Annotated in this window: 20 protein-coding genes; 9 read left to right on the top strand and 11 right to left on the bottom strand. The window is 72.7% G+C overall.

The window, feature by feature from the left end; all coding sequences use genetic code 11:
• Positions 1–63: 63 nt before the first annotated feature.
• Positions 64–540, top strand: coding sequence for a thioredoxin-dependent thiol peroxidase (bcp, locus tag ACULK2_RS06480; RefSeq protein ID WP_445969344.1), 477 nt, complete (start codon positions 64–66; stop codon positions 538–540).
• A 97-nt stretch (positions 541–637) separates the two neighbouring features.
• Here the strand turns inward: bcp and ACULK2_RS06475 are convergent, their stop codons facing one another.
• Positions 638–1,051 carry a hypothetical protein gene (locus tag ACULK2_RS06475; protein ID WP_445969345.1) on the bottom strand — a complete coding sequence of 138 codons (414 nt, stop codon included), beginning with the start codon at positions 1,049–1,051 and terminating at the stop codon, positions 638–640.
• A 196-nt stretch (positions 1,052–1,247) separates the two neighbouring features.
• Between ACULK2_RS06475 and ACULK2_RS06470 the strand changes: the two genes are divergently transcribed.
• Complete coding sequence (locus tag ACULK2_RS06470) at positions 1,248–1,496, top strand: WhiB family transcriptional regulator (protein ID WP_055859573.1); 249 nt, start codon at positions 1,248–1,250, stop codon at positions 1,494–1,496.
• 144 nt (positions 1,497–1,640) lie between these two features.
• On the opposite strand, the gene ACULK2_RS06465 is transcribed toward ACULK2_RS06470, so the two are convergent.
• Genes ACULK2_RS06465 through ACULK2_RS06455 form a run of 3 tightly spaced genes read right to left on the bottom strand, consistent with a single transcriptional unit; the run spans position 1,641 to position 5,065 of the window.
• Positions 1,641–3,134 (bottom strand): sensor histidine kinase, encoded by a 1,494-nt coding sequence (locus ACULK2_RS06465; protein ID WP_445969346.1) that lies wholly within the window; start codon positions 3,132–3,134, stop codon positions 1,641–1,643.
• Between the two features lie 30 nt (positions 3,135–3,164).
• On the bottom strand, positions 3,165–4,433 hold the full coding sequence (locus tag ACULK2_RS06460) for a CpaE/TadZ family protein (protein WP_445969347.1): 1,269 nt from the start codon (positions 4,431–4,433) through the stop codon (positions 3,165–3,167).
• The gene (locus ACULK2_RS06455) at positions 4,433–5,065 is read right to left on the bottom strand and encodes a hypothetical protein (RefSeq protein ID WP_445969348.1); all 633 of its coding nucleotides are present in this window, start codon (positions 5,063–5,065) and stop codon (positions 4,433–4,435) included. The genes ACULK2_RS06460 and ACULK2_RS06455 overlap by 1 nt, the downstream gene beginning before the upstream one ends.
• A gap of 124 nt (positions 5,066–5,189) precedes the next feature.
• Between ACULK2_RS06455 and ACULK2_RS06450 the strand changes: the two genes are divergently transcribed.
• Positions 5,190–5,483, top strand: coding sequence for a helix-turn-helix domain-containing protein (locus tag ACULK2_RS06450; protein ID WP_445969349.1), 294 nt, complete (start codon positions 5,190–5,192; stop codon positions 5,481–5,483).
• Between the two features lie 6 nt (positions 5,484–5,489).
• Here the strand turns inward: ACULK2_RS06450 and ACULK2_RS06445 are convergent, their stop codons facing one another.
• Positions 5,490–6,071 (bottom strand): hypothetical protein, encoded by a 582-nt coding sequence (locus ACULK2_RS06445; RefSeq protein ID WP_445969350.1) that lies wholly within the window; start codon positions 6,069–6,071, stop codon positions 5,490–5,492.
• Between the two features lie 173 nt (positions 6,072–6,244).
• On the opposite strand from ACULK2_RS06445, the gene ACULK2_RS06440 reads away from it, so the two are divergent.
• Both ACULK2_RS06440 and ACULK2_RS06435 read left to right on the top strand, forming a co-directional pair.
• On the top strand, positions 6,245–6,694 hold the full coding sequence (locus ACULK2_RS06440) for an Rv3235 family protein (protein WP_445969351.1): 450 nt from the start codon (positions 6,245–6,247) through the stop codon (positions 6,692–6,694).
• A 50-nt stretch (positions 6,695–6,744) separates the two neighbouring features.
• The gene (locus ACULK2_RS06435; protein ID WP_445969352.1) at positions 6,745–8,088 is read left to right on the top strand and encodes an adenylate/guanylate cyclase domain-containing protein; all 1,344 of its coding nucleotides are present in this window, start codon (positions 6,745–6,747) and stop codon (positions 8,086–8,088) included.
• Positions 8,089–8,097: 9 nt separating this feature from the next.
• Here the strand turns inward: ACULK2_RS06435 and secA are convergent, their stop codons facing one another.
• The 6 genes from secA to mtrA form a co-directional block, all read right to left on the bottom strand.
• Positions 8,098–10,902 carry a preprotein translocase subunit SecA gene (gene secA / locus ACULK2_RS06430; protein WP_445969353.1) on the bottom strand — a complete coding sequence of 935 codons (2,805 nt, stop codon included), beginning with the start codon at positions 10,900–10,902 and terminating at the stop codon, positions 8,098–8,100.
• A gap of 182 nt (positions 10,903–11,084) precedes the next feature.
• On the bottom strand, positions 11,085–11,792 hold the full coding sequence (gene hpf, locus ACULK2_RS06425; RefSeq protein ID WP_445969354.1) for a ribosome hibernation-promoting factor, HPF/YfiA family: 708 nt from the start codon (positions 11,790–11,792) through the stop codon (positions 11,085–11,087).
• Positions 11,793–11,897: 105 nt separating this feature from the next.
• Positions 11,898–12,590, bottom strand: a complete 693-nt coding sequence (locus tag ACULK2_RS06420) for a ComF family protein (protein ID WP_445969355.1) — start codon at positions 12,588–12,590, stop codon at positions 11,898–11,900.
• Positions 12,591–12,690: 100 nt separating this feature from the next.
• Entirely contained in the window at positions 12,691–14,391 is a 1,701-nt protein-coding gene (locus ACULK2_RS06415; RefSeq protein ID WP_445969356.1) for an LpqB family beta-propeller domain-containing protein, read from the bottom strand.
• Positions 14,384–16,084, bottom strand: a complete 1,701-nt coding sequence (gene mtrB / locus ACULK2_RS06410; protein ID WP_445969357.1) for an MtrAB system histidine kinase MtrB — start codon at positions 16,082–16,084, stop codon at positions 14,384–14,386. The genes ACULK2_RS06415 and mtrB overlap by 8 nt, the downstream gene beginning before the upstream one ends.
• 13 nt (positions 16,085–16,097) lie before the next feature.
• On the bottom strand, positions 16,098–16,778 hold the full coding sequence (gene mtrA / locus ACULK2_RS06405) for an MtrAB system response regulator MtrA (protein ID WP_445969358.1): 681 nt from the start codon (positions 16,776–16,778) through the stop codon (positions 16,098–16,100).
• A 331-nt stretch (positions 16,779–17,109) separates the two neighbouring features.
• Between mtrA and ACULK2_RS06400 the strand changes: the two genes are divergently transcribed.
• Genes ACULK2_RS06400 through ACULK2_RS06385 form a run of 4 tightly spaced genes read left to right on the top strand, consistent with a single transcriptional unit; the run spans position 17,110 to position 21,110 of the window.
• Entirely contained in the window at positions 17,110–18,126 is a 1,017-nt protein-coding gene (locus ACULK2_RS06400) for a DUF7847 domain-containing protein (RefSeq protein ID WP_445969359.1), read from the top strand.
• A gap of 1 nt (position 18,127) precedes the next feature.
• A complete protein-coding gene (locus tag ACULK2_RS06395; RefSeq protein WP_445969360.1) occupies positions 18,128–18,802 on the top strand; it encodes a DUF4129 domain-containing protein in 675 nt (224 codons plus the stop codon).
• Positions 18,799–20,130: a DUF4350 domain-containing protein gene (locus tag ACULK2_RS06390; protein WP_445969361.1), complete on the top strand. Its 1,332-nt coding sequence runs from the start codon at positions 18,799–18,801 to the stop codon at positions 20,128–20,130. The genes ACULK2_RS06395 and ACULK2_RS06390 overlap by 4 nt, the downstream gene beginning before the upstream one ends.
• Positions 20,127–21,110 carry an AAA family ATPase gene (locus ACULK2_RS06385; protein ID WP_445969362.1) on the top strand — a complete coding sequence of 328 codons (984 nt, stop codon included), beginning with the start codon at positions 20,127–20,129 and terminating at the stop codon, positions 21,108–21,110. The genes ACULK2_RS06390 and ACULK2_RS06385 overlap by 4 nt, the downstream gene beginning before the upstream one ends.
• The last annotated feature ends 2 nt before the right edge of the window (positions 21,111–21,112 follow it).

Raw genomic sequence — 21,112 nt, 5'->3', positions numbered from 1 at the left:
ACGGGAGGATGCGACGCGCGACGCGCGGCACGCGGCATCCGTCGCCCTGCCTACGATTGAGGCATGACCGACGTTCGACTCGCCGCCGGCGACCTCGCGCCCGACTTCACGCTCCCCGACCAGGACGGCTCGCCCGTCACGCTGTCCTCGCTCCGCGGGCAGAAGGTCGTGCTCTACTTCTACCCCGCCGCGATGACGCCCGGTTGCACGACGGAGGCGTGCGACTTCCGCGACCACCTCAACTCGTTCGCGGGCGCCGGCGTTCGCGTCGTCGGCGTCTCGAAGGACGAGGTCGGCAGGCTCAAGGAGTTCGCCGAACGCGACGGGCTGAACTTCCCGCTGCTCTCGGACACCGACCTCGCGGTGCAGCAGGCGTACGGCGCCTGGGGCGAGAAGCAGCTCTACGGCAAGACCGTGACCGGCTCCATCCGCTCGACGTTCGTCATCGACGAGGAGGGCCGCATCGAGAGGCCCATGTACAACGTGAAGGCGACGGGGCACGTCGCACGGATCCGCCGCGAGCTCGGGATCGACGGCTGAGCCGCCCCGTCACCCGCTCCGCCTCGGGCGGTCGTCGCGATGCGGCGGCCGCCCGACGCGTTCCCGGCGCGGGGCGCGCGGGCGACGGGCCGATCGGTCAGCCGGCCCGCGCGTCCTCGGGCCGCGCGTAGAGCTCGCGCACCGGCGGCCACAGCAGCAGGCCGATCACCGTGATCGCGGGCACGAGCAGCAGCCAGCCGACGTCGGGCCGGGCGAACAGGCCCTGGAACGCGCCGACGGCGATCGAGACCTGCAGCACCTGCCAGACGATGGCCGACGCGCGCGACCAGGGCGCGCGACGAGCGGATGCCACGGCCGTCGCCGCGACCCACGCGGCCGCGATCGCGACCAGCACGACGAGCGCGACGGCCGTCGCGAACGAGGACGGCTGCAGCACGAGCAGGTCGACGACGAGCCACCCGAGGACGGCGATGAGCGCCCCCGCCTCCGCGAACAGCAGCGCGACGACGGTCACGAAGGCGGCCCGCACGCCGCCGGGATTCACAGACATCTCCCGAAGAGCACTCTTGATTCGATTCCCTCGCTATGCGACCATTTATGAGGCCGAATTGATGCTCACAGGGACGTGAGCCGATCGCTTCCCACGATCCTACTTCCCGAGATTCGGCTTTCCCCCTGCAGCACCGCCGGTTCCCGGCTGCGCACGCGTGCGTCCGCTGCGAACCGATGAAACAAGGAGCATCTACATGGATTGGCGCGATAAAGCCGCCTGCCTCACCGCTGACCCGGAACTCTTCTTCCCCGTCGGCAACACCGGTCCGGCCGTCGACCAGATCGAGAAGGCCAAGGCGGTCTGCGCCCGATGCACCGTCACCGAGATCTGCCTGCAGTACGCCCTCGAGACCGGCCAGGACTCGGGCGTGTGGGGCGGTCTCAGCGAGGATGAGCGCCGCGCCCTGAAGCGCCGGGCCGCCCGCGCACGTCGCGCCGGCTAGACCGGCGCGCACGGCGCGTCCCGGATCCGTCGCCCCCAGTCCTCTCGCACGGAACCGAGCTCCCAGGGGCGCGCGACCTCCCCGCAGCACCCGGACCGGACGGCACCCGCGATCGAGCGGGTGCCGTCCGCATGTCCGGGGATGTCAGGCCTTCGTGATCCAGCGCAGCGGCACCTCGATGGTGACCTCGGTCCCGCTGCCGACCACCGTGTGCCAGTCGATCGTCCCGCCGAGCTCGCCTTGGATCAGCGTGCGGACGATCTGCGTGCCGAGGCCCTCGCCGACCTTGCCCTCCGGCAAGCCCGAGCCGCTGTCGCGCACCTGCACGCTGAGCGCGGTCTCGGAACGCTCGGCGAAGACCTCGACGTCGCCCTCCTGACCGGCCAGCCCGTGCTCGACGGCGTTCGTGACGAGCTCGGTGAGCGCGAGCGCGAGCGGCGTCGCGTACTCGCTCGGCAGGACGCCGAACGTGCCCGACTTCTTCGGGTGCGCGGTGGTGTTGTGCGCAGCGGCGACCTCGGCCACGAGCAGCAGCGCCCGGTCGAAGACCTCGTCGAAGTCCACGTTCTGCGTGAGCCCCTCGGAGAGCGTGTCGTGCACGACCGCGATCGCACCGACGCGCCGCATGGCCTGCGTGAGCGCGTCGCGCGCCTCGTCGGAGTGCGTGCGGCGCGCCTGGATCCGCAGCAGCGACGCCACGGTCTGCAGGTTGTTCTTGACGCGGTGGTGGATCTCGCGGATCGTCGCGTCCTTCGTGATGAGCTCCTGCTCCTGATGGCGGAGCTCGGTCACGTCGCGCGTGAGGACGATCGCGCCGGTGCGCTCGCCGCGGCGACGGATGGGGATGGCGCGGATCGACACGGTCACTCCGCGCGACTCGACGTCGGTGCGCCACGGCGCCCGCCCGGTGACGACGAGCGGGAGCGACTCGTCGACGTCGAGCTTGCCGCTGAGCAGACGCGTGGCGACGTCGGCGAGCGACTGCCCCTCGAGCTCGTCGTCGAAGCCCATGCGGTTGAACGCCGAGAGCGCGTTCGGGCTCGCGAACGTGGTCACGCCGTCGACGTCGAGGCGGATCAGCCCGTCCGACGCGCGGGGGGCGCCACGGCGCGGCCCGGTCGGCGCGCCGAGGTCGGGGAAGTCGCCGGAGGCGATCATCTGGAACAACTCCCCCGCGCAGTCGTTGAAGGTGAGCTCCTGCCGGCTCGGGGTGCGCGTCGAGCCCAGGTTGGTGTGCCGGGTGATGACGGCAACCGGTTCGGGCGCGAGCGCGGTGCCGGTCACCGAGAGGCGGCGCATCACGGGGATCGCGCGCACGCGCGTCGGCATCTCCTCGTACCAGTCGGGTGCCGAGGACTCCTGGATCTCGCGCGTGCCGAAGGCCTGCGAGACGAGGTCGCGCCACTCGCTGCGGATGCCCTGCCCGACGAAGTCGCGGTAGAACAGCGTCGCCGCGCTCGACGGTCGCGAGTGGGCGACGGCGACGAAGCCGTGGTCACCGGACGGAACCCAGAGCACGATGTCGGCGAAGGCGAGGTCGGCGAGCAGTTGCAGGTCGCCGACGAGCATGTGCAGCCAGTCGACGTCGGCCTGGCTGCTGCGCCCCTGGGCGAGGACGAGGTCACTGAGGGTCGACACGGGTCAAGCGTACCCACCCGGGCCGACGGCTCAGGCCGGGGCCGGGCTCCGGCGGAGCGCGCCGAACGGGCTGCGCCTGCGGCGCGGCTGCGCCTCGGTCGGGAGCAGGCGCTCGTCGACGTACGAACGCAGCGTCGCGCGCAGCGGGGATCGCGGTGCCGCGTCGCGGAGCGTCCGCGCGGTGAGGATCGCCGCGTCGGTCGCCCGGCCGTCGTGAGGGAGCAGCACCGCGTCTGCGAGCCCGGCGAAGCGGCGGAGCGTCTGGCGCACCTGCGCGTGCGCGTCGATCCCCAGCGCGCTCGTGCGCACGCGGTTCACCACGACGTCGATGCGATCCGGATCGACGTGCTCGACGAGTTCGGCGTGACCCCGGAGAAGCCGGGACAGCCCGACGGGGTCGGCGAGCCCGACCGCGACGACCCGGTCGGCCGCCGCGAGCGACGCGAACGTGGCGGCGTTCCGGCGCGGTGCGAACGGATCGCTCGTGAGCTCCTCGTCGCGCTCGAGGCTGAAGCCGGTGTCGATCACGACGAACTCGAACCGCGTACGCATGAAGCGCAGCGCCTCGGCGACGCGTTCCTGCGAGAGCTCGGGCCATCGGTTCGGCCCCACGAGCCCGGTGAAGACGTCGAACGACGCCCGCGGCGAGGAGTACCGCTGCGCGATGCGCTCGAGCTCGACGCGGTCGAGCGCGCCGGACCCCGCGAGCCGGCATGCCGAGGCGAAGCCGGGCGCCTCGTCGAGCAGCCCGAGCGCCGGAGCGATCGCCCCGCCGTACGGATCGGCGTCGACGAGCGCGACCAGGTGCCCGGCGCCGGCGAGCTCGGCGGCCACGGCGATGGCCGTGGTCGTCCGTCCGGGCGCGCCGGCCGGACCCCACACCGCGATCACGCCGTCGTTCTCGGCGCCGCGCCGCGGCGCATCGGTCGCGCCGGCGTCGTCGCCGACCCGCGACGGAACGGGCGGTCCGCCGACGAGCAGGGCCTCGAGCTCGGCGGGATCGGCCGCGGCGTCGAGCACCTCGTGCAGGCCGATGCGGTTCGCCTCCGCCCGCTCGCGATCCGAACCGGCGAGGGCGATGATGCGGATGCCGCGCTCGTCGCACGCGGCGAGGAGCTCGGCGTCGAGGGTCGCGGGGCCGGCGCCGACCACGACGACGTCTGGGCCGAGCACATCCAGGCAGTCGATCACGTCGCGCCGGCCGACCACGCGCGCGACGATGGTGTGGCCCGCCTCGACGAGGTCGGCGAGGATCCGGTCCTCGACGGAGGGGTCGAGCGCGAGTGCGAGCCGTGCCATCAGCCCGTGCCCGACATGGTCGCGGGAACGAGGTCGATCGCGTCGCCCGAGGCGAGGGCCTCGAGGACCGCGGCGGTCTTCGCGCGCGGGATGAGCAGTTCGACGCTCGGCCCGTCGCCGGCGATCATGCCCTCGGGTTCGAGGACGGCCGCCACCTCCGCGCCGGCCACGAGCACGGCCGGCGGTTCGAACAGGCCGCGCTCGAGCTCGCCCGCCGCCCAGACGTCGACGAACGCACCCGCAGCGATCTCGCGGGCGAGCGGGCCGCGGCTCGGCACGACGACCGTGGCGTTCGCGACCGTTCCCGCGTCGTCGACGGATGCCGCGGGCACGAGTTCGCCGCCGCGCACCGTCCGGGTCACGACGACGCCCTCCTCGGGCACGTCGGCTGGAGCGAGGTATCCGTCGGCGAGCGCACCGAGCCGCGCCGACTCGACCCGGAGGTCGGCGACGGTCACGCGGGAGCCCGCCGTGACGGTCGATGGTGCGACGAGCACCTCGGTCGTGTCGTCGAGCGCCTCGACGACCGCCCAGACGCCGACCGTCGAACCGACCACCAGCGCGAGCCCGAGCAGCAGTCGGGGGTCGGCCCGCCGTCGTTCCCGGCCGCTCCGCGTCGGACGTTCCGGCATCGCTGATCCTCTCCCGGTCGCAACAGGACGGCGACCGCCACCCATCGTCCCCGGAGTCCGAGAGGACGCCGTGAAGTTATCCACACGGGACCCGGTCCGTCCGGCACGCGCCGATACTTGAGGCATGGTCCACCACGCTGCGGAAGAGCCGCTCGGCCGCTTCCTCACCATCGCCGACGCGGCGGAGGTGCTCGCGGTCGACGTCGAGACCGTGCACGAACTCGTCATGTCGGGCGAGCTGCCGGCGATCCGCGTCGGCGACCGCGGACCGTGGCGCATCGAGCGCACCCAGCTCGAGGTGTTCATCGACCTCCGCTACGAGTCGACCCGGCGCGAGGTGGCGTTCAACGAGGGCGAGTTCGCCAACGTCATCGAGTTCTCGGGCGCCCGCGGCGCCGGGCTGCGCCCGGTCGACTGACGCGCGTCAGGTCGTGGTGACGAGCACGATCCGGTCGAGCGGCACCAGGCGATAGCCGCGCACCTCCCGCTCACGGCGCGGTGCCCCGGGGTCGTGCAGCGCGAGGTCGAGATGGTCGGCGGCGACCCGGTCGATCGTGCCGTGGCAACGTCCGTCGAGGGTTCGCAGTTCGACCCCGGCTCGGCGGCGCCCGAGGTCGCGGAGCGCGAAGGCGAGGCCGATGCGCTCGACGAGGCCGGTCGGTGCGGGCTGCGGACGGAGGCTCTCCTCCAGCTGCCGGCGGCCGGCCATCACCGCGGCGACCGCCGCCACCGGGACCAAGCAGTGGACGCCGGCCGGCACCGACGGGACGACGCCGCCGATCCAGTCGCGCCCGAACGCCGTCGGCCGCAGCTGCAGGGTGGAGTCGTCGACGAGCTCGAGGCGCACGGCTCCGCCCTCACCCGCCGCCATCGCCGCGATGCGGTCCCGCAGCTTCAGTCGAGCGACGCGCACGCGCTCGGACTCGACCGAGATCGCACGCTCCTCCTCGCGCCGATCGTGGTCGAGCTGCGTCTCGAGGTCGTCGAACAGCCGGTCCCATCGCACGCGTCGACGGTATCCCCGACGTCCCGCGCCGGACCCGGTTCTCCACAGGAGGCGATTTCCCTTGACACCCGCGCGGCCGCGCCTCTAGCGTTCGATCAAGACATCCGGGCCCCCCGAAGAGGGGGCACGACGAGTCGGACCCCCGCCGATCGCCCCGCCCTACTGGAGCCGTCATGACCGCACGCCAGCCCGGCGCGCCTCGCAGCGCCGCGATCCATGGAACGAGTGCCCGCCGCCTCGACCTCGACGAGTACTTCGCCCGGCAGCGGGCGGGGCGCCACGAGCTTCCCGACCCGGAGCCCGTGCTCCGAAACCTCACGCACTGCGTGATCGAAGTGCTCGCCGGCGCCCGCGACCTCGAGCAGCTCGCGCGGTGGGTGACCGACGACGTGTACCGCAACCTGTCGAAGCGGGTCGTCCTCGCGGCCCGGGCGCGGCGCGTGAAGGGCCTCGTCCCGCAGCGGCCCGCGTTCACGGTCGGCCGGGTCCACCTCAGCGAACCGGCGGACGGGATCGTCGAGGCCGTGATCATGGTGCACCAGCGCGCACGCTCGCGCGCGGTCGCCATCCGTCTCGAAGGGCTCGATCAGCGCTGGCGCGCGAGCGTCATCAGCGTGCTCTGAGTGCCCCGACGCCCTCCCGTCGCACCGGCGCCATCCAATAGGCTCGTGCGATGGAGCGCACTCCGGCGCAGGCAGGACGTCGCTCCCGGCTGCTCGCCTCGGTGGCATCCGTCGGGTTCGCCATCGCAGACGACGACGACGACCGCCGCAGCATGGAGAAGTCCGTCCTGACCTTCACCGCCGTCTTCACCTCGGTGGTCGTGACGCCGTGGACGGTCTTCTGCTACGCCGTCGGCCGTCCGGTCGCGGCCGCGATCCCGACGACCTATGTGGTCCTGACCGTCCTCGGCCTGCTGCTGCTCCGACGGACCCGATCGGACGTCTGGCTGCGGGGCTCGCAGCTGACGATGTTCCTGCTGCTTCCGCCGCTCGTGCACGTCGCACTCGGCGGGTTCGTGCAGTCGAGCGCCGTCATCCTGTTCTCCGTCGCTGCGCCGGTGGGCGCCCTCTCGTTCACGCGCGTCGCGCGGCCGCGGGTCGTGTTCGTCGTGTTCACCCTCATCGTCGTGGCGATGGTCCCGCTCGAACCGATCCTGCGTGCCGCCGTGCCGCCACTCGATCCCGTGGTCGTCACGGTGTTCTTCGCGGTGAACATCGTCTCGGTCTCGACGATCATGTTCGTCGCGATGGCCTCGTACGTGCGATCGCGCGACCGGCTCGCCGCCGCGCTCGCCGACGAGCGCGACCGCACCGATCGACTCCTCCGCAACGTGCTCCCCGACGCGATCGCCGACCGTCTCGTCGCCGGCGAGCGACCGATCGCCGACCGCTACGACCGCGTCGGCGTGCTCATCGCCGACATCGTCGAGTTCACGAGCCTGTCGGAATCCGTCTCGGCCGCCGACCTCGTCCACGACCTCAACGACCTGCTGCGCGACTTCGACGCCCTCGCCGGGCGCCTCGGCGTGACGAAGGTCAAGACGATCGGCGACGCCTACCTCGCGATCAGCGGCGGCCCGTCCGGCGCCGCCGACCTCGCGGCGCTCGCCGACCTGGCGCTCGGGCTCCGCGACATCGCGTCGACGCACGCGATCGGCGGGCGCAGCGGCATCCGCCTGCGCGTCGGCATCGACGTCGGGCCGGTGGTGGCGGGCGTCATCGGCGACTCCCGGTTCCTCTGGGACGTCTACGGCGCGACCGTGAACACGGCGAGTCGCATGCAGTCGACCGCGCCGCCGGGTGCCGTCCAGATGACCGACCGCGTCGCCGCGGAGCTCGGCGCCGTGTTCGAGATCACCGAGCGCGGCGTGGTCGAGGTCAAAGGCCTGGGCCCGGTGCACACGTCGTTCCTCGAGCGTCGCCGAACGACCGGGTCGGCGACCGCCCCGACGGCTGACGGCCCTTCAGGGCCGGACACGCCAACGGCCCGGGAGAACCCGGGCCGTTCACGATGATCGTGCGGGTCAGCGACCCCGGCGCTCCTGGGCCCGGCGCTCCTGGCGGTTCATGGGCCCGGCATCGCCCTCCTGCCGCTGGCCGAACGCCCCCCGCGCGGCCGGCGCCTGAGGCTGCTGCTGCTGGTCGCCCGACTGCTGCTGCGCGACCGCGCGACGAGCGCGCTGGGTCGCCGCCTGCTGCAACTGGCCGCGCTGGTTGCGGACCTCGACGCCGCCCGAGTCGCTCGGGGCGGTATAGCTGAGCTTCTCGGCGGGAGCCGTCGGCCGCTGCAGCCCCTTCGCCTCGATGCGCGGGCCGGCGACGCCCTCCTGCGCGGCGACCTCGACCTCGAGGTTGAACAGGAAGCCGACGGTCTCCTCGCGGATCTGCCCCATCATCTGCTGGAACATCGCGTAGCCCTCGCGCTGGTACTCGACCAGCGGATCCCGCTGGGCCATGGCGCGCAGGCCGATGCCGTCCTTGAGGTAGTCCATCTCGTAGAGGTGGTCGCGCCAGCGACGGTCGATGACGGAGAGCACGACGCGGCGCTCGAGCTCGCGCATCGCCGGGCTGCCGAGCTGCTGCTCGCGCCGCTCGTACGCCAGCTTGGCGTCGGAGAGGATCTCGCGCCGCACGAAGTCGCGGTTCACGCGACCCTTCTCGCCGGCCTCGGCGACGACCTCGTCGATCGTGATGCCGATCGGGTAGAGAGTCTTGAGCTCGGCCCACAGGGCGTCGAAGTCCCACTCGTCGGGGCTGCTCGCCGCGGTGTGCTCGTCGAGCACCTCGTCGATGACCTGCTCGAGGAAGCTCTGCACGCGGTCGTGCAGGTCGTCGCCCTCGAGGATGTGGCGACGGTCGGAGTAGATCGCCTCGCGCTGCCGGTTCAGCACGTCGTCGTACTTCAGGACGTTCTTGCGGATCTCGGCGTTGCGGGCCTCGACCTGCGACTGCGCCGAGCGGATGGCGCGCGTGACGACCTTCGACTCGATGGCGACGTCGTCGGGCACACCGCGCGACATCAGGCTCTCGGCCGCGCCCGCGTTGAACAGGCGCATGAGGTCGTCGGTGAGCGACAGGTAGAAACGGCTCTCGCCGGGGTCGCCCTGACGGCCGGAACGTCCGCGCAGCTGATTGTCGATGCGGCGCGACTCGTGGCGCTCGGTGCCGAGGACGTACAGGCCGCCCGCGCTGAGCACCTTCTCGGCCTCGGTGGCGGTCTCGGCCTTGATCCTCTCGAAGACCTCGTCCCACGCGGCCTCGTACTCCTCGGGCGTGTCGACCGGGCTGAGGCCGCGCTCGTGCATCTTCTGCACGGCGATGAACTCGGCATTGCCGCCGAGCATGATGTCGGTGCCGCGGCCGGCCATGTTCGTCGCGACGGTGACCGCGCCGTAGCGGCCGGCCTGCGCGACGATCGCGGCCTCGCGCGCGTGGTTCTTCGCGTTCAGCACCTCGTGCCTGACGCCCTTCTTCGCGAGGAGGCGCGAGAGGTACTCGCTCTTCTCGACGCTCGTCGTGCCGACGAGAACGGGCTGGCCCTTCTTGTGCCGGTCGACGATGTCCTCCACGACCTGCGCGAACTTCGACTCCTCGTTCTTGTAGACGAGGTCGGGCTGGTCGATGCGGACCATGGGCTTGTTCGTCGGGATCGCGACCACGCCGAGCCTGTAGGTCGACATGAACTCGGCCGCCTCGGTCTCGGCGGTACCGGTCATGCCGGCGAGCTTGTCGTAGAGGCGGAAGTAGTTCTGCAGCGTGACGGTCGCGAGGGTCTGGTTCTCGGCCTTGACCTGCACGCCCTCCTTCGCCTCGATCGCCTGGTGGATGCCCTCGTTGTAGCGGCGGCCGACCAGGATGCGGCCGGTGTGCTCGTCGACGATGAGCACCTCGCCGTTCATGACGACGTAGTCCTTGTCCTTCTTGAACAGGGCCTTCGCCTTGATCGAGTTGTTCAGGAAGGAGATGAGCGGCGTGTTCGCCGACTCGTAGAGGTTGTCGATGCCGAGGTAGTCCTCGACCTTCTCGATGCCGGGCTCGAGCACACCGACGGTCCGCTTCTTCTCGTCGACCTCGTAGTCCTCGCCGGGCACGAGGCGCTTGGCGAGGTTCGCGAACTCCGTGAACCAGCGGTTGGCCTCGCCCGAGGCGGGGCCGGAGATGATGAGCGGCGTGCGCGCCTCGTCGATGAGGATCGAGTCGACCTCGTCGACGATCGCGAAGTAGTGGCCGCGCTGCACCATGTCGGCCGCCTGCCAGGCCATGTTGTCGCGCAGGTAGTCGAAGCCGAACTCGTTGTTGGTGCCGTACGTGATGTCGGCGGCGTACTGCTCGCGTCGCACCGCGGGGGTCTGGCCCGCCACGATGCATCCGGTCGTCATGCCGAGCGCGCGGAAGACGCGCCCCATCAGCTCGGACTGGTAGCTCGCGAGGAAGTCGTTGACCGTGACGATGTGCACGCCTCGGCTCGTCAGTGCGTTGAGGTAGGCGGCGGTCGTCGCGACCAGCGTCTTGCCCTCACCGGTCTTCATCTCGGCGATGTTGCCGAGGTGCAGCGCGGCGCCGCCCATGAGCTGGACGTCGAAGTGCCGGAGGCCGAGCGTGCGACGGCTCGCCTCGCGCACGGCGGCGAACGCCTCCGGCAGGAGGTCGTCGAGCGACTCGCCGTTGCCGTAGCGCTCGCGCAGCTCCACGGTCTCGTGCTTGAGCTCCTCGTCGCTGAGGGCACGGAAGTCGTCTTCGAGGGCGTTGGTCGCGGCGGCGTAGTTCTCGAGCCGCTTGATGGTGCGGCCCTCGCCGACGCGGAGGACCTTTTCCAGAATCGAAGCCACGAACTGCTCTCCAGTGTTGTCGTTCAGGCGTGCGACGTCGGGGTGGGGCACCCGCGCACGCCGGAGGATCCGCCTGTGCAGACGGTCATCATAGCCATGCTACTGGGCAGCGCACTGGACGACGGCCCCGACCGGACGCAGCGGGCGTCGGGCCGGGGCCGTCGGAGCGGAGCGGGAGACGGTCAGGCGATGGTGCGCGCCAGCCCCAGTGCCTCGGCCGCTTCGGCCTGGTCGGCCTGCGCGTGCTCGTCGAGCGAGATCACGCCGTAGTCCCAGCCCTTCCGGCAGTAGACGACGCTCGGACGATGGGTCTCGGAATCGATGAAGAGGTAGAAGTCGTGGCCGACGAGCTCCATGTGGTACAGGGCGTCGTCGACGGTCATCGGCGTCGCCGCGAAGACCTTGCGGCGGATCACCACGGGCGAGTAGTCCTCGTCCTCCTCGGCCGCGGGCTCCTCGCCCACGATCGGGATGTTGCCGGTGCGGACCTTCTCGAGGATCTCGACGTCGGCGGCCTGCACGCCCGTGCCGGCGAATCCCACGTCGGTCGCCTCGCGGAGCGAGGTGGGGCGGCGACTGCCGCGATGCACCTTGCGACGGTCCTTCGCGCGGCGGATGCGCTCGAGGAGCCTCCCGAGCGCGACGTCGAACGCCGCGTACTTGTCGGCCCCGTCGGCCTCGGCACGGACCACCGGCCCCTTGCCGACGAGGGTGAGCTCGACCCGGTCGAGGCCGGCGTTGTTGCCGTTCTTCTCGTTGTGACGGCTGACCTTGATGTCGAGCGAGATCGCTCGGTCGGACAGGTTCGCGACCTTCTCGGCCTTCTCGGCCACGTAGGCGCGGAATCGATCGGTCACTTCCAGGTTTCGTCCGACGATGTTCAGTTCCATGTCAACCTCCATCCACCGGCGCGTCACCCGGTTCTGAAGGGGTGGTTCGACCACGCCTGTCCTGACACCGTAGCCCCCGAGGTGCCGGATGTCACGGGTCGATGTTCACCCGTCCGCAACCGTACGGCTGATTCGCAGCGGGGTCTGGGCGAGCACCGAGATTGCGTCCACCAGCCCCCCGGCGGCGTGGATCGCGCGCGAGGCGTCGGCGAGGGTCGACCCGGTCGTGACGACGTCGTCGACGAGCACGAAGCGTCGCCCGTCGAGGCCGCGCCGGGCCGCGAACGACCCGGCGGAGTTGGTGCGACGCGCCTCGCGGCCGAGCGCCGCCTGATCGGCGCGGGCGTGCGCACGGAGCACGTCGACCGGCGCGAATCCGGCGTGCCGGACGAGCAGGCGCACGGGATGATACCCGCGCGTGCGTCGCCCGGCGGAGGTCGACGGCACGACCGCGATCTCGCGCGGCTCTCCGCCGTCGAGGTCGGCCGCGGCCGCCGCGAGCGCCTGGCGGAGGGACGATCCCAGGGCGCGCGCGACATCCGTCCTCCCCTCGTCCTTGAAGGCCCGGATGACGCGAGCCGCCGTCCCCGCGTACTCGACCGCCGACCACGCGACGATGCCGGCGTGCGGGCGCTCGACGCGGGCCGGGCGCGGTGCGAGCTCGGCGCGGCATCCGTCGCAGAGAGCGCGGTCGGGCGCGCCGCAGCCGGCGCAGGAGACCGGCAGGAGGAGCGCGAGGGCGTCGAGCACGGCGTCGCGGACCCGATCGGACCGGTCGGATGCATCGAGGCTCACCATCCCGGCAGGATGCCGCGCGGCGGCGCGCCCCGGCGGCCTCCGGTCGCCGTGGGCAGCGAGCCCGTCGGACGTCCCACCGGTGGAGGACGGGTCGCGGCCGTCAGCCGGTCTGCTGGGTGGCGAGGAAGCGGAGGTCGCGCGCCTGCACCTGCCATCCGACGCCCGCACCCGTCGCGAGGTCGCCGTCCGAGGTGAGGATGCGGAGGTCGCGCAGGCTGTTGGCGCCGTCGAGCTGGATGCCCGACTCCGGGCCGTCGCGGGACTCGGCTGGGGTGCCGAGCTCCTGCACGGTGAGCCGGGTCTCCCCCGGCGCGGTCTGCGTCAGCGTGCCGACCGTCCGGGAGTCGAGCCACGCGACATCCAGGGGCGTGCCGCCGGAGGCCCCGAGCTCGAGCGTCACGGGGCCGAGCTCGACGGGCGCGCCGTCGTCGCCGCGGACGACCGACGCGGCGACGAGCCGTGTGCGCGACCCGTCGACGAGCAGCGCGACCAGGCGCGTGCCGTCGCGGCTGAGCTGGAGCGACACGATGCGATCGGCGTTCCACGGCACCGCGAGCTGACCGCTCGCGCCCTCCGGCGTGAACCAGGCGAGTTCGTCCGGCGCGTCGGCCGGCACCGACCAGACCACCCCGTCGACGTCGAGCGCGGGCGTGATGAGACCGTCGCGGGGATCCAGGAGCACGGACTCGGCGCCCTCCGGCACGAGGTGCACGCCGTCCTCCGCGAGCACCGCCGCGGCGGCGGCCCCCGACCCGAGCGCGGCGCCCGACGGGCCGAGCGCCACGACCCGGTCGGAGATGCCGTCGATGGGCGCCACCTGGTCGCCGGACGATGAGAGGTAGCCGAAGCGCTCGCCGTCGTAGACGACCGGGCGCGGATCGACGCGGAGCGTGCGCTCCGGCAGGTCGGTGGCATCCGGCGCGCTGAGCGGGACGCCGTTCAGCGTGAGGGACACGTCGTCGACGTTGCGGACGCTCGCGAGGCTCTGCTCGAGCTGGTACTGCATGAGCTGGATGGTCCGCAGGTTGTCGAAGGCGGCGCCGGCCAGGTCGATGGTCGCCGTCCCGCCCGTCACCGGAACGGTGGACTGCGCGAGCTCCACGTCCTCGGGGAACGCCGAGGCCACCCCAGGCGCGAGCCACTCCACGGGGCCGTCGAGGAGCGCGCGCACGATGCTCGTCTGGATCGAGTCTCGCCCGGCGAACCATCGCACGTCGGGCACGATGTACCGGAACTGCGGATCGAAGAACGCGAGGCTGTAGTCGCGGTAGACCAGCCCGAAGCTCGTCTCGTCGATGAGCACTCCGGGCGGCGCCAGCGAGATCCGCCACTGTCCGTCCTCGTCCTGCTCGAAGCGGTACTCGAGCTGCACGGGCTCGGTCGAGCCGGCCGCGATGTACTGGCCGTTCCCGGAGAGGCTCGCCTGCGGGACGACGCGCATGCGGATCAGGTCGTCGCCCAGCTGGGTGTACGAGCGGTCGGCGAGCACGTCGATGGACAGCGCGGCATCCGATTCCCACTCGTCGGCGAAGTCCGGTGTCAGGAACTGCCGGGCGATCTCGTAGTTGCCGCTGGGGCTCGCGGCGGCGTCGATGAAGCCCTCGAGGATCTGCTGCTGGGTCGCGTCCTCGCGGGGGCCGCGCGGGAGGATGTCGACGTCGACCGGCTGCTCGGTCGCCTCGGGGTCTCCCTGGTGCACGGTCCCGCTCGTCGGGATGGAGGCGCATCCGGCGAACGCGGCCGCGACGACGGCGGCGGCGATCGCCAGTCGCACGAGGCGGCGGGCGGCGGGTCTAGGCATCGCGGGCCTCCTGGGTGACGACCCCGTCCGTGACGTGCGGACGGGCGTGGTGCGGCACGGTCGCGCCGGCTCCCGGTGCATCGGGACCGGTCGCGTCGGGATCCGCCGGTTCGAGCGGGAGGGCCGGGATCAGCTCCGTGGCCCCGTCGCGGACGCGGGGCAGGATCAGGCGGAAGACCGTGCCGCGCCCCTCGCGCGACCACACGTCGAGCGTGCCGCCGTGCGCGACGGCGTCCTCCAGCGAGATGGCGAGGCCCAGGCCGGTGCCGCCGATGGTACGGCGACGGCTCGGGTCGGCGCGCCAGAAGCGGTCGAAGACGCGCTCGACCGCCTCCTCGGACATGCCGAGGCCGTAGTCGCGCACCGAGAGCGCGACCGTGGTGGCGTTGGAGTCGACCGACACGACGATGGGCCGCCCCTCGCCGTGCTCGATCGCGTTCCCGATCAGGTTGCGCACGATGCGGCGGATGCGTCGGGGATCGACCTCCGCGTCGAGGTGCCCGCCCGGCGCCTCGAGTCGGAGCTCGCTGCCGCGCTCGAGCGCGAGCGAGTGCATGGACTCGATCGACTCGCCCGCGAGGTTCACGAGGTTCGTCGGCTCGGTCTCCAGCTCGACCGAGCCCGCGTCGTACCGGCTGATCTCGAGGAGGTCCGCGAGCAGGTTCTCGAACCGCTCGGTCTGCGTCTTCAGGAGCTCGGCGGTGCGAGCGGTGGCGGGCGGGAACTCGTCGCGCTGGGCGTAGAGCACCTCGCCGGCGAGGCGGATGGTCGTGAGCGGCGTGCGCAGCTCGTGCGAGACGTCGCTCACGAACCGCTGCTGCATCACCGACAGCTCGGCCAGTTCGCGGATCCGGGCCTGCAGGGTGTCGGCCATGCCGTTGAACGACTCCGCGAGCGCCGCGAGCTCGTCCTCGCCCTTGGCCGGGAGCCGCACCCCGAGGTCGCCCGCGGCCAGCCGCCGGCTCGTCGCGGAGACCGCCAGGATGGGGTCGATCACCCAGCGGACCACCACGAGCGTGATGGCGCTGAGCAGCGCGATCAGCGCGATCGCGCCGATCATGCCCGTGAGCTGCACGAAGGCGAGCGTCTGGGCGGCATCGGCGAGGTCGTAGCCGATGTAGAGCTCGTAGCGCCCGGCTCCGCCCGGCATCACCAGGTCGGTGCCGACCACGATGCCCGGGACCGCGTCGTCGCCGCCGCCCAGCTCCACCGACTGCCAGTACTGGGTCTCCGGGTTCTCCTGCACGAGCTCGCGCAGTTCGGGTGAGATCCTGCCGCCCAGATCGGGGCTCAGGAAGTCGGACGGCGCGAGCGCGACCGGTGTCGTCCCCGGCGCCCGGAAGAGGGCGATGTCGGCGCTGCCTGAGACGCCGATGACCGTCTCGATCGCGGAGTACGTGACGGCCTGCACGGTGGCGCGGTCGACCGCGTCGGAGGCGTCGAGGACGCCCTGTGCCGCTGCGGCGGCGGTCGACGAGGACGCGAGGACGCGCTCGACCTGAGCCTGGAAGAGGTTCGATGCGACCGTGAACGAGATCGTGAAGCCGATGACGAGGATGGCGAGGCTCGACAGGCCGAGCGTGATGAGGACCGTGCGGAACTGCAGCGAGCGCCGCCAGAGCGTGGCGAAGCGTCGCACGCGCCCGCGGAGCCACCCGGTGGCGCGTTGCGCCGGACCCGCCGCGGTGGACATGGCGCGGTCCGCCTCAGGTCGTGGCGCCGGCGCGGTAGCCCACGCCGCGGACCGTCGTCACGATCCGCGGGTTGTCGGGGTCGTGCTCGACCTTCGCGCGGAGCCGCTGCACGTGGACGTTCACGAGCCGTGTGTCGGCCTTGTAGTGATAGCCCCAGACCTGCTCGAGCAGCATCTCGCGCGTGAAGACCTGCTGGGGCTTGGAGGCGAGGGTGAGGAGCAGGTCGAACTCGAGCGGCGTGAGGTTGATGCGCTGGTCGCCCCGACGGACCTCGTGGCCCGCCGCGTCGATCTCGAGGTCGCCGACCGTGATGGTGTCGACCGCCGACTCCGGCGTCGGGCGGAGGCGCGTCCGGATGCGCGCGACGAGCTCCTTCGGATTGAAGGGCTTCACCATGTAGTCGTCGGCGCCCGACTCGAGGCCCTTGACGACGTCGGCGGTGTCGCTCTTCGCCGTGAGCATGATGATCGGCGTCCCGCTCTCGGCCCGGATCCTGCCGCACACCTCGATGCCGTCCATGCCCGGGAGCATGAGGTCGAGGAGGACCAGGTCGGGCTTGGCGTCCCGGAACGCCGCGAGCGCCCCTCCGCCGTCCGCGCAGAAGACCGGGTCGAACCCCTCGGTGCGCAGCACGATCCCGATCATCTCGGCGAGGGCGGTGTCGTCGTCGACGACGAGTACGCGAGGCGTCATGCGTTCGTTTCTCCGTGGGTTCCGGCGGTCGGGCCGGGCGGCAGTCCAGTGGCACCAGCGTAGCCGTTCGGCGGCTCGGGTCGGCCGTGGGCGGCCTGTGGCAGCATTGGGACATCCCCGCGGAAGGAGCACGACGCACGTGTCGGATCAGCAGTGGCATCCTCCGGCCCCACCGGCGAGCGCCGGATACGGGCCGCCTCCGCTCCCACCAGGGGCGTCGATGCCGCCTCCCCCTCCCGGGTCCGCGCCTCCGCCTCCCGGCGCCGGGTACGGTGCGCCGGCCGGGGGGTGGACGCCGCCGCCGAAGCCCGGCCTCCTGCCGCTGCGGCCGATGGGGTTCGGCACGCTGCTGTGGGCGCCGTTCCGCACCCTCCGGCGCAATCCCGCTCCGGTCTTCGGCACCGGTCTGGTCGTGCAGCTCGCGTCCGCCGTCGCGACGGCGGCCGTCTTCGTTCCCTTCCTCGTCCTGGCGATCGGGCGCATCGAGTCGGCCAGCGCCGACGACCTCGACGCGGTCCTGTCGGGAACGATCGGATGGCTCATCCTCCTGGCCCTCGTGCCCATCGCGGTCGGCGTGGTCGCGGGAGCCTTCCTGCAGGGCGTCATGGTCGTCGAGGTCGCGAGCGGCACGCTCGGCGAGAAGCTCGGATTCGGTGCCCTCTGGCGACGCGCCGCGGGCCGGATCGGTCCGCTCATCGGCTGGACGCTGCTCGTCAGCGTCGTCGTGCTCGCCGTCGTCGCCCTCGTCGTCGGCATCATCGTCGTCACCGCCCTCATCGCGCCGGACCCCGTGACCGTCCTCGGCGTCGTGCTCGTCGTCCTGCTCCTGCTGGCCGGCATCGCCGTGCTCGGCGCCTGGCTCGGGACGAAGCTCGCGCTCGTGCCGAGCGTCATCGTGCTCGAGCGGGCCGGCATCGCGCAGTCGGTCCGGCGGTCGTGGCAGCTCACGACGGGGTACTTCTGGCGGACCTTCGGGCTCATCCTGCTCGTCGGGCTCATCGTCTCCACGGTCGCGCAGACCGTCGTGCAGGTCCCGACGCTCGGCGGCACCATCCTCGCCGTCATCCTCGACCCGACGGCAGGTGCGACCTACGAGGCGATCACGATCTCCACGACGGTCATCAGCACCGTGCTGTCGATCCTCATCGGGGCGATCGTCGCGGTCGTGCAGGCGGGGCTCATCGCCGTCATCTACATCGACCTGCGCATGCGCTCGGAGGGGCTCGACCTCGAGCTCGAGCGGCACGTCGAGGCCAGGGAGTCGGGACTGCCGCCGGCGGATCCGTTCGCGCCGCCTCCGACGGGCGCGGCCGCCCCTGCGGGCGACGCCGCCCCGACGTGGCCCTGACGTGAGGGCGACGGTGCTCGCGCACTTCGTGCCGCCGCTCGACCCGGACGCGCCCGAGGCGCGCCGGTGGGTCGTCGACGAGCTCGCGAAGCCCGAGTACCGCGCCGCCGAGCCGACGCTCTTCGACCTCGCGGCGCAGGCGGTTCGCGACTGGATCGCGAGTCTCTTCAGCGGCGCGACGGGGTTGCCGGTGCCCGCCCTCGCGCTGGTGGCCGTGCTCGTCGTCGCCGGCCTCGTCGGCCTCGGCCTGCTGGTGTTCGGGCTCCCGCGGCTCCGGCGCCGCGCCCCCTCGCCCGTCCCCCTCTTCGACGACGGCGACGTGCGGGATGCTTCGGCCCTCCGTCGCGCGGCGGAGCGCGCCGCGGCATCCGGCGACTGGCGTCTCGCCGTCGAGGAACGGTTCCGCGCGCTGGTCCGGTCGCTCGTCGAACGCGAGGTCGTGAGGGTGCACCCCGGCACCACCGCGCACGGCATGGCACGAGCGGCATCCGCACCGTTCCCCGCGTACGGCCCGGCCCTCGAGCACGCGGCCGATTCGTTCGACGGCGTGCGCTACCTCGGGCACGACGGCGACGCGGGCACCTACGCCGAGATCGCCGCGCTCGACGTCGGGCTCGAGGCGACGAGGCCGCTCGAGGAGACCGCGACCGCGCGCGCGGTCGGAGCCGACGCATGAACGGCGTGCGCGAGGCCGCGCCGTCCGCGACGGCCGCCGATCCGGGTCGCGCCGCCGCCCCCGCGATCACACCGGGCGTTCGGGGCGCGCTCCGCCGCGGCCGCACCTGGATCGTCGTCGCCGTCGCACTCCTCGCCGGCGCACTCGTCCTCGTCGTGCTGCAGGGGGCCGTACGGGGGCCCGGCGCCCCCCTCGCGGCCGACAATCCCGCGCCCGCCGGAGCGCAGGCGCTCGCCCGGGTGCTCGTCGACCGCGGCGTGGAGGTGCAGCAGGTGCGGAGCCTCGACGCCGCGCTGGCCGCCGCACGCGGCGGGGCGACCGTGTTCCTGCACGACGATCTCGGCGTGCTCGATCGGGAGCGGATCGCGGAACTCGCCGCGACCGCCGAGACGATCGTCGTCGCGCGCCCCGACTTCGCCGCGCTCGAGGTCCTGGCGCCGGGCGTCCGGTTCGCGGGCGCCGCCGAGGGCGCCCCCGAGCCCGCGTCGTGCGACCTCGCCGCGGCGGAGCGCGCGGAGACGCTGTCGGGCGGGCAGCAGCTGCTCTCGATCGGAGACGACGCGGACGCCTCCGGGTTCACCGGCTGCTTCGCCTCGGGCGACGGATTCGCCGTCGTGACCGGCCCCTCACCCGACGGGGCCGACATCGTCCTCGTGGGCGCCGTCACCCCGTTCGCGAACGAGACGATCGACCGGGCGGGCAACGCCGCCCTCGCGATCGGCCTCCTCGGCACGCGCGACGAGCTCGTCTGGTACCTGCCGGGCCCGGGCGATGCGGATGCGGCGGATGCGCCGACCCTCGCCGAGCTGACGCCCGGCTGGGTGAGCCCGGTGCTCGTCCTCCTCGTCGTCGTGACGATCGCGGCGGGCGTCCAGCGGGGCCGGCGATTCGGCCCGCTCGTCGTCGAGGACCTGCCCGTGCACGTGCGGGCGTCCGAGACCGGGGAGGGCCGCGCTCGGCTCTACGCGCGGAGCGCCGCACGCGGCCGCTCGCTCGACCAGCTGCGGATCGGCACGATCCGACGGCTCGCCGCCGTGCTGCGCCTGCCCCGATCCGCTGAGGTCGACGCGGTCGTCGCGGCGATCGCCGACACGACCGGCCGGCCCGCGGCATCCGTTCGCGCCCTGCTCGTCGACGCCGAGCCCCGGGGCGACCGCGACCTCGTCGACCTCGCGCGGGGCCTCGCCGAGCTCGAGCGCGCCGTGCACTCCTCGATCGAGCCGCACGCGGCATCCGGCGCACCGCACCGGACCGGAGCCGGCCCGGGTGGACCGCACCCGATCGGAGCGGACCCGACAGGAATGGACCCGACAGGAAGGCGACCATGAACGACCCGATCACCGACGACGTGCCCACCGACGCGCAGCTGCGCAGCGCGCTCGATCGGGTGCGCACTGAGGTGGGCAAGGCCGTCGTCGGCCAGGACGGCGCCGTGACCGGCCTCATCATCGCGCTGCTCGCCGACGGCCACGTGCTGCTCGAGGGCGTGCCGGGCGTCGCCAAGACGCTGCTGGTGCGCACGCTCAGCCGCACCCTCCGCCTCGAGACGCGTCGCGTGCAGTTCACGCCCGACCTCATGCCGGGCGACGTCACCGGCTCGCTCGCGTACGACCCGCGCACCGGCGAGTTCGCGTTCCGCGAGGGGCCGGTGTTCACGAACCTGCTGCTGGCCGACGAGATCAACCGCACGCCCCCGAAGACGCAGTCGGCCCTCCTCGAGGCCATGGAGGAGCGCCAGGTCTCCGCCGACGGCGTCACGAGGCCCCTGCCCGTGCCCTTCCTCGTCGCGGCGACGCAGAACCCCATCGAGTACGAGGGCACCTACGCGCTGCCCGAGGCGCAGCTCGACCGATTCCTGCTGAAGCTCGTGCTCGACGTGCCCGAGCGGGAGGCGGAGGTCGCGATGCTCCGCCGCCACGCCGACGGCTTCGACCCGCACGACCTCGCCGCGGCCGGCGTCGAGCCGGTATTCGGCGCGGCCGACCTCGTCGCCGCGCGGGCCGCCGTGCGGCGCGTCGGCGTCGAGGACGACGTCCTCGCCTACGTCGTCGACCTCGCCCGCGCGACCCGGCGCAGCCCGTCGATGCGGCTCGGCGTCAGCCCCCGCGCCGTCGCCGGCCTCCTCGCCGCCGCGAAGGCGTGGGCCTGGCTGACCGGCGTCGAGAAGGTCACGCCCGACCACGTGCAGGCCATGCTGCTCCCGGCCTGGCGGCATCGCGTGCAGCTCCGGCCCGAGGCCGAGCTCGAGGGCGTCTCGGTCGACCAGGTGCTGCGGTCCGTCGTGCAGCAGGTCCAGGTCCCGCTCTGACG

It is taken from the genome of Agromyces molybdatiresistens, assembly GCF_052748445.2.
This window is presented reverse-complemented; position numbering and strand designations above follow the sequence as displayed.

What these genes read in the sequence shown, in the direction of transcription:
- bcp (WP_445969344.1), top strand. Translation starts at nt 64, where the DNA reads ATGACCGACGTTCGACTCGCCGCCGGCGACCTCGCGCCCGACTTCACG.
- ACULK2_RS06475 (WP_445969345.1), bottom strand. Translation starts at nt 1,051, where the DNA reads ATGTCTGTGAATCCCGGCGGCGTGCGGGCCGCCTTCGTGACCGTCGTC.
- ACULK2_RS06470 (WP_055859573.1), top strand. Translation starts at nt 1,248, where the DNA reads ATGGATTGGCGCGATAAAGCCGCCTGCCTCACCGCTGACCCGGAACTC.
- ACULK2_RS06460 (WP_445969347.1), bottom strand. Translation starts at nt 4,433, where the DNA reads ATGGCACGGCTCGCACTCGCGCTCGACCCCTCCGTCGAGGACCGGATC.
- ACULK2_RS06455 (WP_445969348.1), bottom strand. Translation starts at nt 5,065, where the DNA reads ATGCCGGAACGTCCGACGCGGAGCGGCCGGGAACGACGGCGGGCCGAC.
- ACULK2_RS06450 (WP_445969349.1), top strand. Translation starts at nt 5,190, where the DNA reads ATGGTCCACCACGCTGCGGAAGAGCCGCTCGGCCGCTTCCTCACCATC.
- ACULK2_RS06440 (WP_445969351.1), top strand. Translation starts at nt 6,245, where the DNA reads ATGACCGCACGCCAGCCCGGCGCGCCTCGCAGCGCCGCGATCCATGGA.
- ACULK2_RS06435 (WP_445969352.1), top strand. Translation starts at nt 6,745, where the DNA reads ATGGAGCGCACTCCGGCGCAGGCAGGACGTCGCTCCCGGCTGCTCGCC.
- hpf (WP_445969354.1), bottom strand. Translation starts at nt 11,792, where the DNA reads ATGGAACTGAACATCGTCGGACGAAACCTGGAAGTGACCGATCGATTC.
- ACULK2_RS06420 (WP_445969355.1), bottom strand. Translation starts at nt 12,590, where the DNA reads ATGGTGAGCCTCGATGCATCCGACCGGTCCGATCGGGTCCGCGACGCC.
- ACULK2_RS06415 (WP_445969356.1), bottom strand. Translation starts at nt 14,391, where the DNA reads ATGCCTAGACCCGCCGCCCGCCGCCTCGTGCGACTGGCGATCGCCGCC.
- mtrB (WP_445969357.1), bottom strand. Translation starts at nt 16,084, where the DNA reads ATGTCCACCGCGGCGGGTCCGGCGCAACGCGCCACCGGGTGGCTCCGC.
- mtrA (WP_445969358.1), bottom strand. Translation starts at nt 16,778, where the DNA reads ATGACGCCTCGCGTACTCGTCGTCGACGACGACACCGCCCTCGCCGAG.
- ACULK2_RS06400 (WP_445969359.1), top strand. Translation starts at nt 17,110, where the DNA reads ATGGGGTTCGGCACGCTGCTGTGGGCGCCGTTCCGCACCCTCCGGCGC.
- ACULK2_RS06390 (WP_445969361.1), top strand. Translation starts at nt 18,799, where the DNA reads ATGAACGGCGTGCGCGAGGCCGCGCCGTCCGCGACGGCCGCCGATCCG.
- ACULK2_RS06385 (WP_445969362.1), top strand. Translation starts at nt 20,127, where the DNA reads ATGAACGACCCGATCACCGACGACGTGCCCACCGACGCGCAGCTGCGC.